General features: G+C 65.9%; 13 protein-coding genes and 1 pseudogene. 10 read left to right on the top strand and 4 right to left on the bottom strand.

Features of this window, described 5'->3' with window-relative positions:
- Window positions 1–14: 14 nt before the first annotated feature.
- The 4 genes from glp to G3N58_RS24970 form a co-directional block, all read right to left on the bottom strand.
- Window positions 15–1,304 (bottom strand): gephyrin-like molybdotransferase Glp, encoded by a 1,290-nt coding sequence (gene glp, locus G3N58_RS24985; protein WP_206000468.1) that lies wholly within the window; start codon window positions 1,302–1,304, stop codon window positions 15–17.
- Window positions 1,305–1,558: 254 nt separating this feature from the next.
- Window positions 1,559–3,010, bottom strand: coding sequence for a threonine synthase (gene thrC / locus G3N58_RS24980; protein WP_167038505.1), 1,452 nt, complete (start codon window positions 3,008–3,010; stop codon window positions 1,559–1,561).
- 8 nt (window positions 3,011–3,018) lie between these two features.
- The gene (locus G3N58_RS24975; protein ID WP_167284872.1) at window positions 3,019–4,350 is read right to left on the bottom strand and encodes a homoserine dehydrogenase; all 1,332 of its coding nucleotides are present in this window, start codon (window positions 4,348–4,350) and stop codon (window positions 3,019–3,021) included.
- A gap of 100 nt (window positions 4,351–4,450) precedes the next feature.
- Window positions 4,451–5,698 carry a pyridoxal phosphate-dependent aminotransferase gene (locus tag G3N58_RS24970; RefSeq protein ID WP_346778298.1) on the bottom strand — a complete coding sequence of 416 codons (1,248 nt, stop codon included), beginning with the start codon at window positions 5,696–5,698 and terminating at the stop codon, window positions 4,451–4,453.
- 485 nt (window positions 5,699–6,183) lie between these two features.
- On the opposite strand from G3N58_RS24970, the gene G3N58_RS24965 reads away from it, so the two are divergent.
- The 10 genes and pseudogenes from G3N58_RS24965 to G3N58_RS24920 all read left to right on the top strand — a co-directional run.
- Window positions 6,184–6,558 carry an Mth938-like domain-containing protein gene (locus tag G3N58_RS24965; RefSeq protein WP_206000466.1) on the top strand — a complete coding sequence of 125 codons (375 nt, stop codon included), beginning with the start codon at window positions 6,184–6,186 and terminating at the stop codon, window positions 6,556–6,558.
- Between the two features lie 148 nt (window positions 6,559–6,706).
- Window positions 6,707–8,422: a glycosyltransferase family 39 protein gene (locus G3N58_RS24960; protein ID WP_206000465.1), complete on the top strand. Its 1,716-nt coding sequence runs from the start codon at window positions 6,707–6,709 to the stop codon at window positions 8,420–8,422.
- A gap of 25 nt (window positions 8,423–8,447) precedes the next feature.
- Entirely contained in the window at window positions 8,448–8,819 is a 372-nt protein-coding gene (locus G3N58_RS24955) for an SMR family transporter (protein WP_167038515.1), read from the top strand.
- A 265-nt stretch (window positions 8,820–9,084) separates the two neighbouring features.
- On the top strand, window positions 9,085–10,236 hold the full coding sequence (locus G3N58_RS24950; protein ID WP_167038517.1) for a DegT/DnrJ/EryC1/StrS aminotransferase family protein: 1,152 nt from the start codon (window positions 9,085–9,087) through the stop codon (window positions 10,234–10,236).
- Between the two features lie 6 nt (window positions 10,237–10,242).
- Window positions 10,243–11,286, top strand: a complete 1,044-nt coding sequence (locus G3N58_RS24945) for a glycosyltransferase (protein ID WP_167284875.1) — start codon at window positions 10,243–10,245, stop codon at window positions 11,284–11,286.
- Window positions 11,283–12,212 carry a formyltransferase gene (locus G3N58_RS24940; RefSeq protein ID WP_206000464.1) on the top strand — a complete coding sequence of 310 codons (930 nt, stop codon included), beginning with the start codon at window positions 11,283–11,285 and terminating at the stop codon, window positions 12,210–12,212. The genes G3N58_RS24945 and G3N58_RS24940 overlap by 4 nt, the downstream gene beginning before the upstream one ends.
- Entirely contained in the window at window positions 12,209–13,255 is a 1,047-nt protein-coding gene (locus tag G3N58_RS24935) for a bifunctional UDP-4-keto-pentose/UDP-xylose synthase (protein WP_167284877.1), read from the top strand. The genes G3N58_RS24940 and G3N58_RS24935 overlap by 4 nt, the downstream gene beginning before the upstream one ends.
- A gap of 10 nt (window positions 13,256–13,265) precedes the next feature.
- Window positions 13,266–14,159 carry a polysaccharide deacetylase family protein gene (locus tag G3N58_RS24930; protein ID WP_205990142.1) on the top strand — a complete coding sequence of 298 codons (894 nt, stop codon included), beginning with the start codon at window positions 13,266–13,268 and terminating at the stop codon, window positions 14,157–14,159.
- A 138-nt stretch (window positions 14,160–14,297) separates the two neighbouring features.
- Window positions 14,298–14,759, top strand: coding sequence for a peroxiredoxin (locus G3N58_RS24925; protein ID WP_206000463.1), 462 nt, complete (start codon window positions 14,298–14,300; stop codon window positions 14,757–14,759).
- A 355-nt stretch (window positions 14,760–15,114) separates the two neighbouring features.
- A pseudogene (locus tag G3N58_RS24920) lies at window positions 15,115–15,394 on the top strand (PhoH family protein); the annotation flags it as partial.

The following is a 15,394-nucleotide window of genomic DNA, read 5'->3' as shown; positions in this document are numbered from 1 at the left end:
GCGGCGGCCCGGCCTCAGTTCAGCAGTTCGGAAAACGGAATGAAGCGCACGGTTTCGCCGGCGCTGATCGCGTGATTCGGCGGATTGTCGATCAGGCCGTCGCCCCACACGGTCGACGTCAGCACGGCCGAGCTTTGATTCGCAAACAGATCGAGCCCGCCCGCCGCGTTGACGCGCGCGCGCAGAAACTCGTTGCGCCGATCGGCCTTGGCCTGCGTGAAGTCGGCGCGCAGCGACAGCGCGCGCGGCACGACCGCCTGCACGCCGGCCAGCCGCAGCACGAACGGCCGCACGAACAGCAGGAACGTCGCGAAGCTCGACACCGGATTGCCGGGCAGGCCGATGAAAAACGTTTCGGCCGCCGTGGGAGTCGCGGACGCTGCCGAAGCCGCCGACGCCGCCGATGAAGAGGCCTCAGCCCCCACGGATGCCGCACCCTCCGCTCCCGCCGCGCGGCGCACCGCGCCGAACGCGAGCGGCTTGCCCGGCTTCATCGCGATCTGCCACATCGACAGACGCCCTTCCGCCTCGACCGCCGGCTTCACGTGATCTTCCTCGCCGACCGACACGCCGCCGCACGTGAGAATCAGGTCATGCGCCCGCGCGGCTTCGCGCAGCGTCGCGCGGGTCGCCTCGAGCCGATCGGCGACGATGCCGTAGTCGGTGACTTCGCAGCCGAGCTTTTCGAGCAGCCCGCGCAACGTAAAGCGATTCGAGTTGTAGATCGCGCCCGGCTTCAGCGGCTCGCCCGGCATCGTCAGTTCGTCGCCGGTGAAAAACACGGCGACCTTCACGCGCCGCCGCACCGCGAGCCGCGCGCAACCGACCGAAGCCGCGAGCCCGAGCGCCTGCGGCGTGAGCCGCGTGCCGGCCGGCAGGATCACCGCGCCCTGGCGAATGTCGGCGCCCTGCGCCGTGATCCATTCGCCCGTCTGCGGACGATGCACGATCGTGACTTCGTCGCCGGCCGCTTCGGTCTGCTCCTGCATCACGACCGCGTCCGCGCCGGGCGGCACCGTCGCGCCGGTGAAGATGCGCGCCGCCGTGCCGGACTGAAGCGGCGCCGGCGCATGGCCGGCCGGGATGCGTTGCGAGACCGGCAGGCGGCTGCCGTGCGCGAGATCGGCGAGGCGGACCGCGTAGCCGTCCATCGCGCTCGTGTTCATCGGCGGGACGTCGAGCGGCGACGTGACGTCGGCGCCGAGCACGCGGTTCAGCGCGTCGAGCGTCGGCAGCGTTTCGATACCGTCGATCGGGCGCGCTGCGTCGAGCAGGATCGCCAGCGCATCGGCAGTGGCGAGCATGGGAGCGCGGGGCGTTGGTGTGGACATCTCGGAGTTCGAAGCCGCAGGTTAAAAGAATATTGTAGCGGCCGACGCCATCGGCGCGGGCGGTCTCGCGCGACGCAGCGCTTTTTGTCTTTCTCGACGCCCGGCCGCGAGGGTGCGCGGCCGGCGTGTTTTCGCGACGCATGCGCCGCGTCGCCTGGCGGGGAGCCTGGAGAGAAGTCTGAAGAGAAGAGAAGCGGCGCGCCTCGTGAGATGCCGCCGCCCCCCCCTTATTCGCCGGTATTCGCGACGATAAAGTCCTTCACGCGCTGCGCATCCGCCGGCACGACCTCGAAGCGCTGCGGCAGCGACTCGAGCCCCGAGAATGCCGCCGGCCGCTCCGGTTCGCGCAGCAGCGCCTCGCGGATCGTCTCGCCGAACTTGATCGGCTGCGCGGTCTCGAGCACGATCATCGGAATGCCCGCTTGCAGATGCTCGCGCGCGACCTTCAAGCCGTCGGCCGTGTGCGTATCGATCATCGTGTCATAGCGCTCGAACACGTCGCGGATCGTCTCGACGCGCGTGTCGTGGCTGCTGCGGCCGGACACGAAACCGAACTGCTTCACGCGCGCGAAATCGCCGCTTGCCGCGAGGTCGAAACCGCCCTTCTCCTCGACGTCGCGGAACAGTTGCAGCACGCGCGCCGGATCGCGGCCGAGCAGATCGAACACGAAGCGCTCGAAATTCGACGCCTTCGAGATGTCCATGCTCGGGCTGCTCGTGTGATACGTCTCGGCCGCCTTGCGCACGCGGTAGATGCCGGTGCGGAAGAACTCGTCGAGCACGTCGTTCTCGTTGGTCGCGACCACGAGCTTCTCGATCGGCAGCCCCATCATGCGCGCGATGTGACCCGCGCACACGTTGCCGAAGTTGCCCGACGGCACCGTAAACGACACGCGCTCGTCGTTGCTCTGCGTCGCGGCGAAATAGCCCTTGAAGTAGTAGACGACCTGCGCGACGACCCGCGCCCAGTTGATCGAGTTGACCGTGCCGATCTTGTACTTCGCCTTGAACGCGTGATCGTTCGAGACTGCCTTGACGATGTCCTGCGCGTCGTCGAACACGCCTTCCACCGCGAGGTTGAAGATGTTCGGGTCTTGCAGGCTGTACATCTGCGCGGTCTGGAACGCGCTCATCTTCTTGTGCGGCGACAGCATGAACACGCGGATGCCCTGCTTGCCGCGCATCGCATATTCGGCGGCACTGCCGGTGTCGCCCGAGGTCGCGCCGAGAATGTTCAGCGTTTCGCCGTGCTTCGCCAGCGCGTACTCGAACAGATTGCCGATCAGCTGCATCGCCATGTCCTTGAACGCGAGCGTCGGCCCGTTCGAGAGCTCCAGCAGCGACAGCGGCGCGCCGTTCTCGACGCCGAGCGTCTTCAGCGGCGTAATCTGCGCGGCGCTTTCGTCGTCGCGCACGTTGCAGTAGGTCGCGGCCGTGTAGGTCTTGCGCGTGAGCGCGCGCAGGTCTTCCGCGGGAATGTCGTCGCAGAACTTCGCGAGGATCTCGAACGCGAGGTCCGCGTACGGCAGCGTGCGCCAGCGCGTCAGTTCGCCCTGCGTGACACGCGGATACTCGGCCGGCAGATACAGGCCGCCGTCTTTCGCGAGACCACCGAGCAGGATGTCGGAGAAGGTATGGCGCTCGCCGGCTCCGGCGCCGCGCGTGGAAAGGTAGTTCATAGTTCGGCCTAGTTCAGCGCTTCCATGCGCAGCTTCGTGACTTGCGAGACGACGGTCTTGAGCGCCTCGATCGACCTGATCGCGGCGTTGACCTGCTTTTCGACCGTTTCGTGCGTGATCAGCAGGATGTCGGTTTCGCCCTTGCCCTTCGCGTCGACGAATTCCGACTCCTTTTGCAGCAGCGCGTCGATCGAAATGCCGGTATCGGCCAGGATGCGCGTGATGTCGGCGAGCACGCCCGTTACGTCGGCGACGCGCAGGCGCAGGTAGTAGCCGCTCGTCACCTCGTCGATCGGCAGGATCGGCGTGTTCGACAGACTATCGGGCTGGAACGCGAGATGCGGCACGCGGTGCTCGGGGTCGGCCGTGTGCAGGCGCGTCACGTCGACCAGATCGGCGACCACGGCGGACGCCGTCGGCTCCGCGCCCGCGCCCTTGCCATAGTAGAGCGTCGTGCCGACCGCGTCGCCGTGCACGACCACCGCGTTCATCGCGCCTTCCACGTTGGCGAGCAGGCGCTTTTCCGGAATCAGCGTGGGATGCACACGCAATTCGATGCCTTTATCGGTGCGGCGCGTGATGCCGAGCAGCTTGATGCGGTAGCCGAGTTCCTCGGCGTATTTGATGTCGATCGCGGCGAGCTTGCTGATGCCCTCGACGTAGGCCTTGTCGAACTGCACCGGCACGCCGAACGCGATCGCGCTCATGATCGTCGCCTTGTGCGCGGCGTCGACGCCTTCGATGTCGAAGGTCGGGTCCGCTTCCGCGTAGCCGAGATCCTGCGCGGCCTTCAGCGCGGTCGCGAAATCGAGCCCGCGGTCGCGCATCTCCGAGAGGATGTAGTTGGTCGTCCCGTTGATGATGCCGGCGATGTACTGGATGCGGTTCGCCGTCAGCCCTTCGCGCAGCGCCTTGATGATCGGAATGCCGCCCGCCACCGCCGCCTCGAACGCGACCATCACGCCGTTCGCGCGCGCCGCCTCGAAAATCTCGGTGCCGTGCACCGCGAGCAGCGCCTTGTTGGCCGTGACCACATGCTTGCCGTTGTTGATCGCGCGCAGCACGAGTTCGCGCGCAATGCCGGTGCCGCCGATCATTTCCGCGACGATGTCGATCGAGGGATCGTCGACCACCGCGTTGAAGTCGTCGCTCAGCGCCACGCTGCCGGCTGCGCCGCCGAGCGCCGCGGTGGCCTTGGCCGGGTTGCGCACGGCAATGCGCACAATCTCGATGCCGCGGCCCGCGCGACGTTTGATTTCTTCCTGATTGCGGCGCAGTACCGTGAAGGTGCCGCTGCCTACCGTGCCGAAGCCCAGCAGTCCAACTTTGATCGGTTCCATGCAGCGTGTGTTTCTAGTAGAGGTTTGAAAAGGGTGTCGGGGTGGTACGTGCGGCGCGCGCATCGGTCACATCATGCGCCACATCGTACGCGCGGCCGGTTCAGGCTGTATGACGTTTGCGGTAGCCGTCGAGGAAGCGCGCGATCCGGTTGATCGAATCCGCGAGGTCGTCGACGTTCGGCAGGAACACGACGCGGAAGTGATCCGGCGTTTTCCAGTTGAAGCCGGTGCCCTGCACGAGCAGCACGCGCTCTTCGAGCAGCAGGTCAAGGATGAACTGCTGGTCGTTCTGGATCGGATACACCTTCGGGTCGAGGCGCGGGAACATGTACAGCGCCGCCTCGGGCTTCACGCAGCTCACGCCCGGAATTGCCGTCAGCATCTCGTAGGCGAGTTCGCGCTGCTTGTAGAGCCGCCCGCTCGGCACGATCAGGTCGTTGATGCTCTGGTAGCCGCCGAGCGCGGTCTGGATCGCGTACTGGCCCGGCACGTTCGGGCACAGGCGCATCGACGCGAGAATGCCGAGCCCTTCGAGATAGTCTTTCGCGAGCCGGCGGTTCTCGCCGGTCAGGCCCGAAATCGCCATCCAGCCGGCGCGATAGCCGCACGAGCGGTAGCTTTTCGAGAGGCTGTTGAAGGTGACCGTCAGCACGTCTTCGGAGAGCGAGGCCAGTGCCGTGTGGCTCTTGCCGTCGTAGATGATCTTGTCGTAGACCTCGTCGGCGAAGATCACGAGGCCGTGCTGGCGCGCGATCTCGATGAGGCCGAGCAGCAGTTCGTCCGAATACAGCGCGCCGGTCGGGTTGTTCGGGTTGATCACGACGAGCGCGCGCGTGTTCGGCGTGATTTTCGCGCGGATGTCGTCGAGATCCGGCATCCAGCGGTTCGACTCGTCGCAGATGTAGTGCACCGGCGTGCCGCCCGCGAGGCTCACGCCGGCGGTCCACAGCGGGTAGTCGGGTGCCGGCAGCAGCACTTCGTCGCCGTTGTTGACGAGGCCCTGCAGCGCCATCACGATCAGCTCGGACGCGCCGTTGCCGATGTAGATGTCGTCGAGCTCGACGCCCTGCACGCCCTTTTGCTGCGTGTAGTGCATGATCGCCTTGCGCGCCGAGAACACGCCCTTCGAATCGGAGTAGCCGGACGAACCGGGCAGATTCAGGATCATGTCCTGAATGATCTCGTCCGGCGCCTCGAAGCCGAACGGCGCAAGATTGCCGATGTTCAGCTTGATGATGCGATGGCCCTCTTCTTCGAGCCGCTTCGCGTGTTCGAGGACGGGCCCGCGAATGTCGTAGCAGACATTCAGCAATTTGTTGGATTTGAGAATCGGTTTCACGGCGGGCACTTCATCCTAGTTGATGGCTTGGGCAAACCCTGGGGCAAACGGGCCCGGCTGACGCCGCCGGGCCGCGCAGATTCGCCGCTACGGGATTCAGACGCGGCAGCGCCGGCGACGGCCGCCAGCCGCGGATTGGTCGATCTTTCGGGCCACCGCGGGCGGCGCGAGCAGGAACCAAGCAACGGGAAAAGCCGCCGAAAGCGCGCGGCGAACGCACGCGACGCCAACGCAGGTAGCCGGTGGGCCACGCCGACGCGCTCGGGCGCGGCTTGTGGCGACACATGAGCAAGGGGCGCCGCAAGGCGGCTAAAAAGTTATAATTTAGCGGATTTTGGCCGACTTCCGCAATGCACCAACCGCAACGGCAAGCCTTTTCGGCCGCTTCCGTGCCCCATGCGCATCGATCACGCGCATCGAACCGCGCCGGCCGCGCCGCATCCGGCAAGGCCGCCCACAGGCATGATGTCTCACGACGACTTCGGAAAACCAATTTGAAATTACATCAGGATTCCAGCGGCGCGCTGAACACCGTCACCGGCTACGGCGCCGACTACGTCGAAATCAATCTGGTGCGTCATACGGGCAGCATTCTCGTGCTGCCGGACGGACCGGTCATTCCCTGGCCCGTGTCGTCCTTCGGGCAACTGAGCGCCGAGCACTTCGCGATGCTGAGCGACGCCGCGCCCGAAGTGGTCGTATTCGGCAGTGGCGAGAAGCTGCGCTTCCCGCATCCGCGCCTGACCGCCGCGCTCACCGCGCAGCGCATCGGCGTCGAAACGATGGACTTCAAGGCCGCCTGCCGCACCTACAACATTCTGATGGCCGAGGGCCGCAAGGTCGCGGCCGCGTTGCTGATCGAAGCCTAGCCCGGCGCGGCACGGCAATGCCGCGCCCGCCGTCACCGCGACCCGTCCCCGGCGGGCCGCGACTCACCGCGCCGGCGCGACCGGCCGCCATTTCAAGAACAACGACGCCGCGCCGTCCAGCGCGGCGCCGCCAGAAAGGTTGACATTCATGAACGATACGCCGTCGAGGCTACCGCTCAATCGCACCGCGATCCTCTTGCTGGTGCTGGCTCTCGCCGTGATCTGGTTCGTGCCGCTCGGCTGGCGGCATCTGCTGCCGAGCGACGAGGGCCGCTACGCCGAAATGGCGCGCGAGATGTTCCTGACCGGCGACTGGATCACGCCGCGCTACAACGCCTACAAGTATTTCGAGAAGCCGCCGCTGCAAACCTGGGCGAACGCGCTCACCTTCGCCTGGTTCGGCATCGGCGAATGGCAGGCGCGGCTCTACACCGCGCTGACGGGCTTCGCCGGCGTGCTGCTGCTCGGCTTCACCGGCGCGCGCGTGTTCAACGCGGCGAGCGGCGTGTTCGCGGCGCTCGTGCTGGCCTGCTCTCCATACTGGAACCTGATGGGCCACTTCAACACGCTCGACATGGGCCTGTCGTTCTGGATGACGCTCACGCTGTGCGCGCTGCTGCTCGCCCAGCGGCCCAATCTACCGACCTCGTGCGTGCGCGGCTGGATGTGGGTGTGCTGGGCCTCGATGGCGCTCGCGGTGCTCTCCAAGGGCCTCGTCGGCCTGATCCTGCCGGGCGCCGTGCTCGTGATCTACACGCTGATCGCGCGCGACTGGGCGCTCTGGAAGCGCCTGCATCTGGTGAGCGGCCTGATCGTCTTTTTCGCGATCGTGACGCCGTGGTTCGTGCTCGTGCAGGAGCGCAATCCCGAGTTCCTGAACTTCTTCTTCATCGTCCAGCAGTTCGAGCGCTATCTGACGCCCGAGCAGAACCGGCCCGGCCCGTTCTACTACTTCGTGCCGGTGCTGCTGGTGGGCTTCCTGCCGTGGCTGTCGGTGACGTTCCAGAGCGTGCGCCACGCGTGGCGCCAGCCGCGCCAGCCGAACGGCTTCGCGCCAGTCACGCTGATGCTCACGTGGATCGTCTTCATCTTCCTGTTCTTCAGTGCGTCGCATTCGAAGCTGCTGTCCTACACGCTGCCGATCGCCCCGCCCATCGCGATGCTGATCGGCATGTACCTGCCGCTCGTCACGCGCGACCAGCTGCGCCGCCATCTGGCCGGCTATGCGCTCTTTTTCGTGGTCGGCGCGTTTGCGGCGCTGTTCCTGCCGCGCTTCGGCACGGCGCGCAATCCCACCGAGCTGTACGTGGCGTTTCGCGTGTGGGTGCTCGCCGCGCTGGCCGTCGCGTTCGTGTTCACATTGTTCGCGCTGTGGCTGAACCGCCGCGACCCGAACGGCCGGCACGCCGGCCTCGGCGCGCTCGCCGCCTTCGGTGCGGCATGGCTGCTGCTCGCCACGATCGCCGGCACCGGCCACGATGTGTTCGGGCGCCTCAGCTCGGGCGCGCCGCTCGCGCCGCCGATCCGCGCGCAGCTCGCGAAGCTGCCGGCCGATACGCCGTTCTACTCGGTCGGCGTGCTCGACCACACGCTGCCGTTCTATGTCGGCCACACGATGATCATGGTCGAACATCCGGACGAACTCGCGTTCGGCGTCTCGGTCGAGCCGCAGAAATGGGTGCCGACCGTCGATGCGTGGATCGAGCGCTGGAAGGCCGACCGTTACGCACTCGCGCTGATTCCGCCGCCGACCTACGACCGGCTGCTCAAGCAGGGCCTGCCGATGCAGGTAATCGCGCGCGATGCGCGCCGCGTGGTGGTGATGAAGCCGCTCCCGGCCGCCCCGGCCAAACCGCAACCCTGACCCCCACTCTGGACCCCCACGCTCGATGAACCCGATTTCCCTCTTCTGCATCCTCGCCGGCGTCACGCTGAACGCCGGCGCGCAGCTGCTGCTCAAGGCCGGCACGAATGCCGTTGGACACTTCGAATTCACCCGTGCGAACATCCTGCCCATCGGCTTCAAGCTCGCGACCCAGCCGCCGATCATCGGCGGGCTCGCCTGCTACGTGGTCAGCGTGGCGGTGTGGATCGTCGGGCTCTCGCGCGTGGACGTATCGATCGCCTATCCGATGCTCTCGCTCGGCTACGTCGTCAACGCGCTCGCCGCGTGGTATCTGTTCGGCGAAGTGATGTCGGTGCAGAAGCTGGTCGGCATCGGCATCATCCTCGTCGGCGTGGTCGTGCTCGCGCGCAGCTAGGCGCAACGCCCCGGCAGCGGCTTGCCGGGCACGTTCTATTACCGTTTATTGCCCGCGCCGGCCATGCGGCACGCGCCCGGCCAGGCAACCTTGCAGGAAGCCATCAGGAACCCGAGCGGCGCGCGCGCCGCCTAAGCGAGACGTAAGGTTCGGCGCGTTAAGCTGTGAGGTTTCGTTTTTCTCGCCGCGGACTTGGGTTTGTGCGTGGTTTGTGGTTTACTTCGCGCCCTTCGGGCTGCGCCCCTTTCAATCGAGCGATGCATTCATGAGCCAGTCAACCGTCCCGTTTTTGCCGTTTGTCAAACCCGAGATCGATGAGGAAACGATCGAGGGCGTCGCCGAGGTGCTGCGTTCCGGCTGGATCACCACCGGCCCGCAGAACCAGAAGTTCGAGGCCGCGCTCTCCGAGTTCTGCGGCGGCCGGCCGGTGCGCACCTTCAATTCCGGCACCGCGACGCTCGAAATCGGGCTGCGCATCGCGGGCGTGGGCCCCGGCGACGAAGTCATCACGACGCCGGCAACGTGGGTCTCGACCAGCAACGTCATCATCGAAACCGGCGCGACGCCGGTGTTCGTCGACATCGACCCGGTCACGCGCAACATCGACCTCGATCTGCTCGAAAAGGCGATCACGCCGCGCACCAAGGCGCTGCTGCCGGTCTATCTGTCCGGCCTGCCGGTCGACATGGACCGCCTCTACGCGATCGCCCGCGCGCACCAGCTGCGCGTGATCGAAGACGCCGCGCAGGCGTTCGGCTCCAGCTGGAACGGCGAGCGCATCGGCAAGCTCGGCGACATCGTCTCGTTCAGCTTCCACGCAAACAAGAACCTCACCTCGATCGAGGGCGGCGCGCTCGTCCTCAACAACGAGGAAGAGGCGGTGCTCGCGCAGAAGTACCGCTTGCAGGGCATCACGCGCACCGGCTTCGACGGCATGGACTGCGACGTGCTCGGCGGCAAGTACAACCTGACGGACGTCGCGGCGCGCGTCGGCCTCGGCCAGCTGCCGCATCTCGCGCGCTTCCTCGCGCAGCGCAGGAAACTCGCGCGCGCGTACTTCGCGGGCTTCGAGGGCGGCGCGGCGCTCAGGCTCGGCGTCGGCCTGCCGTGCGCCGATTTCGAGAACAGCAACTGGCACATGTTCCAGATCACGCTGCCGCTCGAGCGGCTCTCGCTCGACCGCGCCGGCTTCATGGGCCAGTTGAAGGAGCGCGGCATCGGCTCGGGCGTGCACTACCCGGCGATCCACCTGTTCACGCTGTATCGCGCGCGCGGCTTCAGGGAAGGCATGTTCCCGCACGCGGAGCGCTTCGGCGCCGCCACCGTCACGCTGCCGCTCTTCACGCTGATGAACGAAGGCGACGTCGAGCGCGTGTGCCGCGCGGTCAACGAAATTTGCGAACAATACGGAAAATAAGCGGACATGACTTATTCGGAACATCGCGCCGTCGCACCGGAAGTGTCGATCATCATTCCGGTGTACAACGAGGAAGCCGGCCTGGCGGCGCTGTTCGCGCGCCTCTATCCGGCGCTCGACGCGCTCGGCACCCGTTATGAAGTGATCTTCATCAACGACGGCAGCCGCGACAAATCCCCCGCGCTGCTCGCCGAGCAGTTCCGCGCGCGGCCCGACGCGACCCGCGTGATCCTGCTGAACGGCAACTACGGCCAGCACATGGCGATTCTCGCGGGCTTCGAGCAATCGCGCGGCGACATCGTCATCACGCTCGACGCCGACCTGCAGAATCCGCCCGAGGAAATCGCCAAGCTCGTCGCGAAGATGCGCGAGGGCTACGACTACGTCGGCACGATCCGCATGCAGCGCCAGGACAGCCTGTGGCGCCGCAAGGCCTCGCGCGCGATGAACCATCTGCGCGAACGCATCACGCGCATCAAGATGACCGACCAGGGCTGCATGCTGCGCGCGTACAGCCGCCACATCGTCGATACGATCAACCGCTGCGGCGAGATCAACACGTTCATTCCGGCGCTCGCGTACACGTTCGCGCAGAACCCGGTCGAGATCGAGGTCGCGCACGAGGAGCGCTTCGCCGGCGAGTCGAAGTACTCGCTCTATTCGCTGATCCGCCTCAATTTCGACCTCGTCACCGGCTTTTCGGTGGTGCCGCTGCAATGGCTGTCGTTCATCGGCGTGATCCTGTCGCTCGGCTCCGCGGCGCTGTTCGTGCTGCTGCTGATTCGCCGCTTCATCATCGGCGCGGAAGTGCAAGGCGTGTTCACGCTGTTCGCCATCACGTTCTTCCTGCTCGGCGTCATCATCTTCGCGCTCGGGCTGCTCGGCGAATACATCGGTCGGATCTATCAGCAGGTGCGCGCACGGCCGCGCTACCTGGTGCAGACCATACTCGAGGAACGCAACGGCACGGCCGTCGCCGAAGCGCCGCGTCAAAGCGTCGTGCAGGGCGTGCAGCCGGCGCCGCTCGCCGATCAGGGGCGTGAGCCATGAAGCCGCGTGCCGTCGTATTCGCGTATCACAACGTCGGCGTGCGCTGCCTGCAGGTGCTGCTCGCGCGCGGCGTCGAGGTGGCGCTCGTCGTCACGCACGAGGACAACCCGAGCGAAAACATCTGGTTCGGCAGCGTCGCTTCGGTCGCGGCCGAGCACGGCATTCCCGTTCTCACGCCGGCCGATCCGAAAAGCCCCGAGCTACGCGCCGCGGTGAGCGCCGCGCGGCCGGACTTCATTTTCTCGTTCTACTACCGCCACATGCTGCCGGTCGACCTGCTCGCGATCGCCGCGCGGGGCGCCTACAACATGCACGGCTCGCTGCTGCCGAAGTATCGCGGCCGCGTGCCGACCAACTGGGCGGTGCTCAACGGCGAGACCGAAACCGGCGCGACGCTGCACGAGATGGCTGCCAAACCCGACGCGGGCGCGATCGTTGCGCAAACGCCGGTGCCGATCCTGCCCGACGACACCGCCGCGCAGGTGTTCGACAAGGTCACGGTCGCGGCCGAGCAAACCTTGTGGCGCGTGCTGCCGGCGCTGCTGGCGGGCGAGGCGCCGCATCTGCCGAACGATCTCGCGCACGGCAGCTACTATGGCGGGCGCAAGCCCGAAGACGGCCGCATCGACTGGAAGCAGTCGGCGCAACAGGTCTATAACCTGATCCGGGCAGTCGCGCCCCCCTATCCGGGCGCGTTCACCGACCTGAACGGCCGGCGCCTGATCGTCGCGCGCGCCCGCCTGGCCGCGCCCGGCGCGCTTCGCTCGGATTTGCCGCCGGGCCTGCACGTAAGCGATAATGCCGTTTTCGCGATCTGCGGCGATGGCCGAGCGATCGCCATCCACGAATTGCGGCATCAGCATGGCGACAGCGAGACTGTCGTCACTCCGGCGGAATTCGCCCAGCTATTCCAAACTCATTCATGAAAAAAGTCCTGATTCTGGGTGTGAACGGCTTCATCGGCCACCACCTGTCCAAGCGCATTCTCGAGACGACCGACTGGGAAGTGTTCGGGATGGACATGCAGACCGAACGTCTGGGCGACCTCGTCAATCACGAGCGGATGCACTTCTTCGAAGGCGACATCACGATCAACAAGGAATGGGTCGAATATCACATCAGGAAGTGCGATGTGATCCTGCCGCTCGTCGCGATCGCCACGCCCGCCACCTACGTGAAGCAGCCGCTGCGCGTGTTCGAGCTCGACTTCGAGGCGAACCTGCCGATCGTGCGTTCGGCCGTCAAGTACGGCAAGCACCTCGTGTTTCCGTCGACCTCCGAGGTCTACGGCATGTGCACGGACGAGCAGTTCGATCCGGAAGAGTCGGTGCTGTCGTACGGCCCGATCAACAAGCCGCGCTGGATCTACGCCTGCTCGAAGCAGCTGATGGACCGCGTGATCTGGGGCTACGGCATGGAGGGCCTGAACTTCACGCTGTTCCGTCCGTTCAACTGGATCGGCCCGGGCCTCGACTCGATCTACACGCCGAAGGAAGGCAGCTCGCGCGTGGTCACGCAGTTCCTCGGTCATATCGTGCGCGGCGAGAACATCAGCCTCGTCGACGGCGGCGCGCAGAAGCGCGCGTTCACCGACATCGACGACGGCATCAGCGCGCTGATGAAGATCATCGAGAATAAAAACGGCGTAGCCACCGGCAAGATCTACAACATCGGCAACCCGACCAATAATTTCTCGGTGCGCGAGCTCGCGCACAAGATGCTCGCGCTCGCGGCCGAATTCCCCGAATACGCGGAAATGGCCCGCCAGGTGCAGCTCGTCGAGACGTCGTCGGGCGCGTACTACGGCACCGGCTACCAGGACGTGCAGAACCGCGTGCCGAAAATCGACAACACGATGCAGGAACTCGGCTGGGCGCCCACCTCGACCTTCGACGAAGCGCTGCGCAAGATTTTCGAGGCCTATCGCGGCCACGTCGCCGAAGCCCGCGCGCTCGTCGAACAGCAATAAGGGCGCGTCCTTGGCTCGCATCGTCCTGAAGATCGACATCGACACGCTGCGCGGCACCCGCGAAGGCGTGCCGAATCTCGCCCGCATCTTCGACCGCTTCAAGGCCCGCGCCACGTTCCTGTTCAGCCTCGGACCCGACCACACCGGCTGGGCCATGCGCCGCGTACTGCGGCCGGGCTTTCTGAAGAAGGTGTCGCGCACCTCGGTGGTCGAGCACTACGGCGTGAAGCAGCTGCTGTACGGTGTGCTGCTGCCCGGTCCCGACATCGGCGCGAAGGCGGCCGCCGAGATGCGCGCGATCCACGAGGCCGGTTTCGAGTGCGGCATTCATACGTGGGACCACGTGTACTGGCAGGACAACGTGCGCGCGAAAGACCGCGCGTGGACCGTCGCGCAGATGCAGCAGAGCCACGACCGTTTCGCGGAGATATTCGGCGCGCCGCCCATCACCCACGGCGCGGCGGGCTGGCAGATGAACGGCCACGCGTTCGCGCAGATCGACGCGTGGGGCATGCGCTACGCGTCCGACGGCCGCGGCCGCTCGCCGTATCTGCCGGTGGTCGACGGCAAAACGCTCGCGCACGTGCAGATGCCGACCACGCTGCCCACGCTCGACGAAGTGCTCGGTATCGACGGTGTCGACATTCACAACGTCGCCGCGTCGATGCTCAGGCACACGGAAAACAATCCGCACGACCAGGTGTTCACGCTGCACGCGGAACTCGAAGGACAGAAGCTCGCGCCGGTGTTCGAACAGCTGCTCGAAGGCTGGCGCGCCCAGGGCCACACGTTCGCGACGATGGGCGATTATTACGCGACGCTAGACCGCGGCACGCTGCCATCGTACGCTGTTACATGGGGCGAAATTCCAGGGCGCTCCGGCGAGCTGATCGTCCAGCCCTGAACCAAGCGGCCGGGCCCGAGTGTCCGGCTGCCGCGCACAACCACGGCGCACCGCCCGCTCCCCAATAAAAGTCTCGACGACAGACCGGCCGACGCCGCGGCAGCAAGCCGGCACCGGCCACCACAACCGGAGAACCTCGTGTCCATCGCAGTCGACCAACCCGTCCCCGACTTCACCGCCCCCGCGACCGGTGGCGAGATCACGCTGTCCAAACTGCGGGGCAAAAAGGTGGTGCTGTATTTCTATCCGAAGGACAACACGCCGGGCTGCACGACCGAAGGCCTGCAATTCCGCGATCTGTACCCCAAATTCAGGAAGGCGGGCGCGGAAATCATCGGCGTGTCGCGCGACAGCCTGCGCTCCCATGACAACTTCAAGGCCAAGCTCGAACTGCCCTTCCCGCTGATTTCGGATCAGGAAGAAAAGCTGTGCGCGCTCTTCGCCGTCATCAAAATGAAGAAAATGTATGGCAAAGAAGTACGGGGAATCGAGCGCTCCACGTTCCTCATCGACGCCAACGGCGTGCTGCGCCAGGAATGGCGCGGCGTAAAAGTGCCGGGCCACGTCGACGAAATCCTGGAGGCTGTACAAGCGCTTTGATGCGCGTTATATTGGGCCGCAATGAGTGCCTGTTCACCCCACATTTTTCTCCGCTGCGCCAGATCTGACGGCCGCTTGACCGGATCGACCGGAACCGTTCGGTTCGTGAGGCGCAACGCGAGCATCGTCGTCGAGCCGCCTGTCCCGAATGCCGGGACGGCGGCTTTTTTAATTGCGCGCAACCGTTCGTTCATCCGGTTGCGCGCTTCCGTCAAGGAGCCTATCGAAGACCAGGCGAACCGGCATCTCTAGACCGAATGCGCGCCTCCTCGCGCAAACTGTGTGCCCCATGAGGGCACCGGCAGAATGCGACGGGCGGCGCACGATATGTGACCCGATTATTTCGAGGGAAACCATGCCTTTGCCTACTCCCCCCAGCAAGCTCGGCAATCTTTTGTCGCCTGACGAATACAAGGCCAAAGCCGTCACGCCCGCGCGTTCCGCCGCGAAAAAACCGGCGCGTGAAGGGGAATCCGCAGAGTCGGCCGATTACGGCCGCGCCAACGTCGCCACCCCGATGGCGGACGCCGCCAACGCCGCCACCACGCTGCGGCCCGTGCCGGCCGCGGTGACGCCCGCCGCCGCGCAACCGGGCCCGGCGCGCAGCCGCAAATCGAAACAGACCGCCGCGCTGA

Origin of the sequence: Paraburkholderia sp. Ac-20342 (assembly GCF_017104985.1) — a bacterium.
GTDB lineage: Bacteria > Pseudomonadota > Gammaproteobacteria > Burkholderiales > Burkholderiaceae > Paraburkholderia.
The sequence above is the reverse complement of the archived record's forward strand: the minus strand, read 5'-3'. Positions and strand labels throughout refer to the sequence as shown.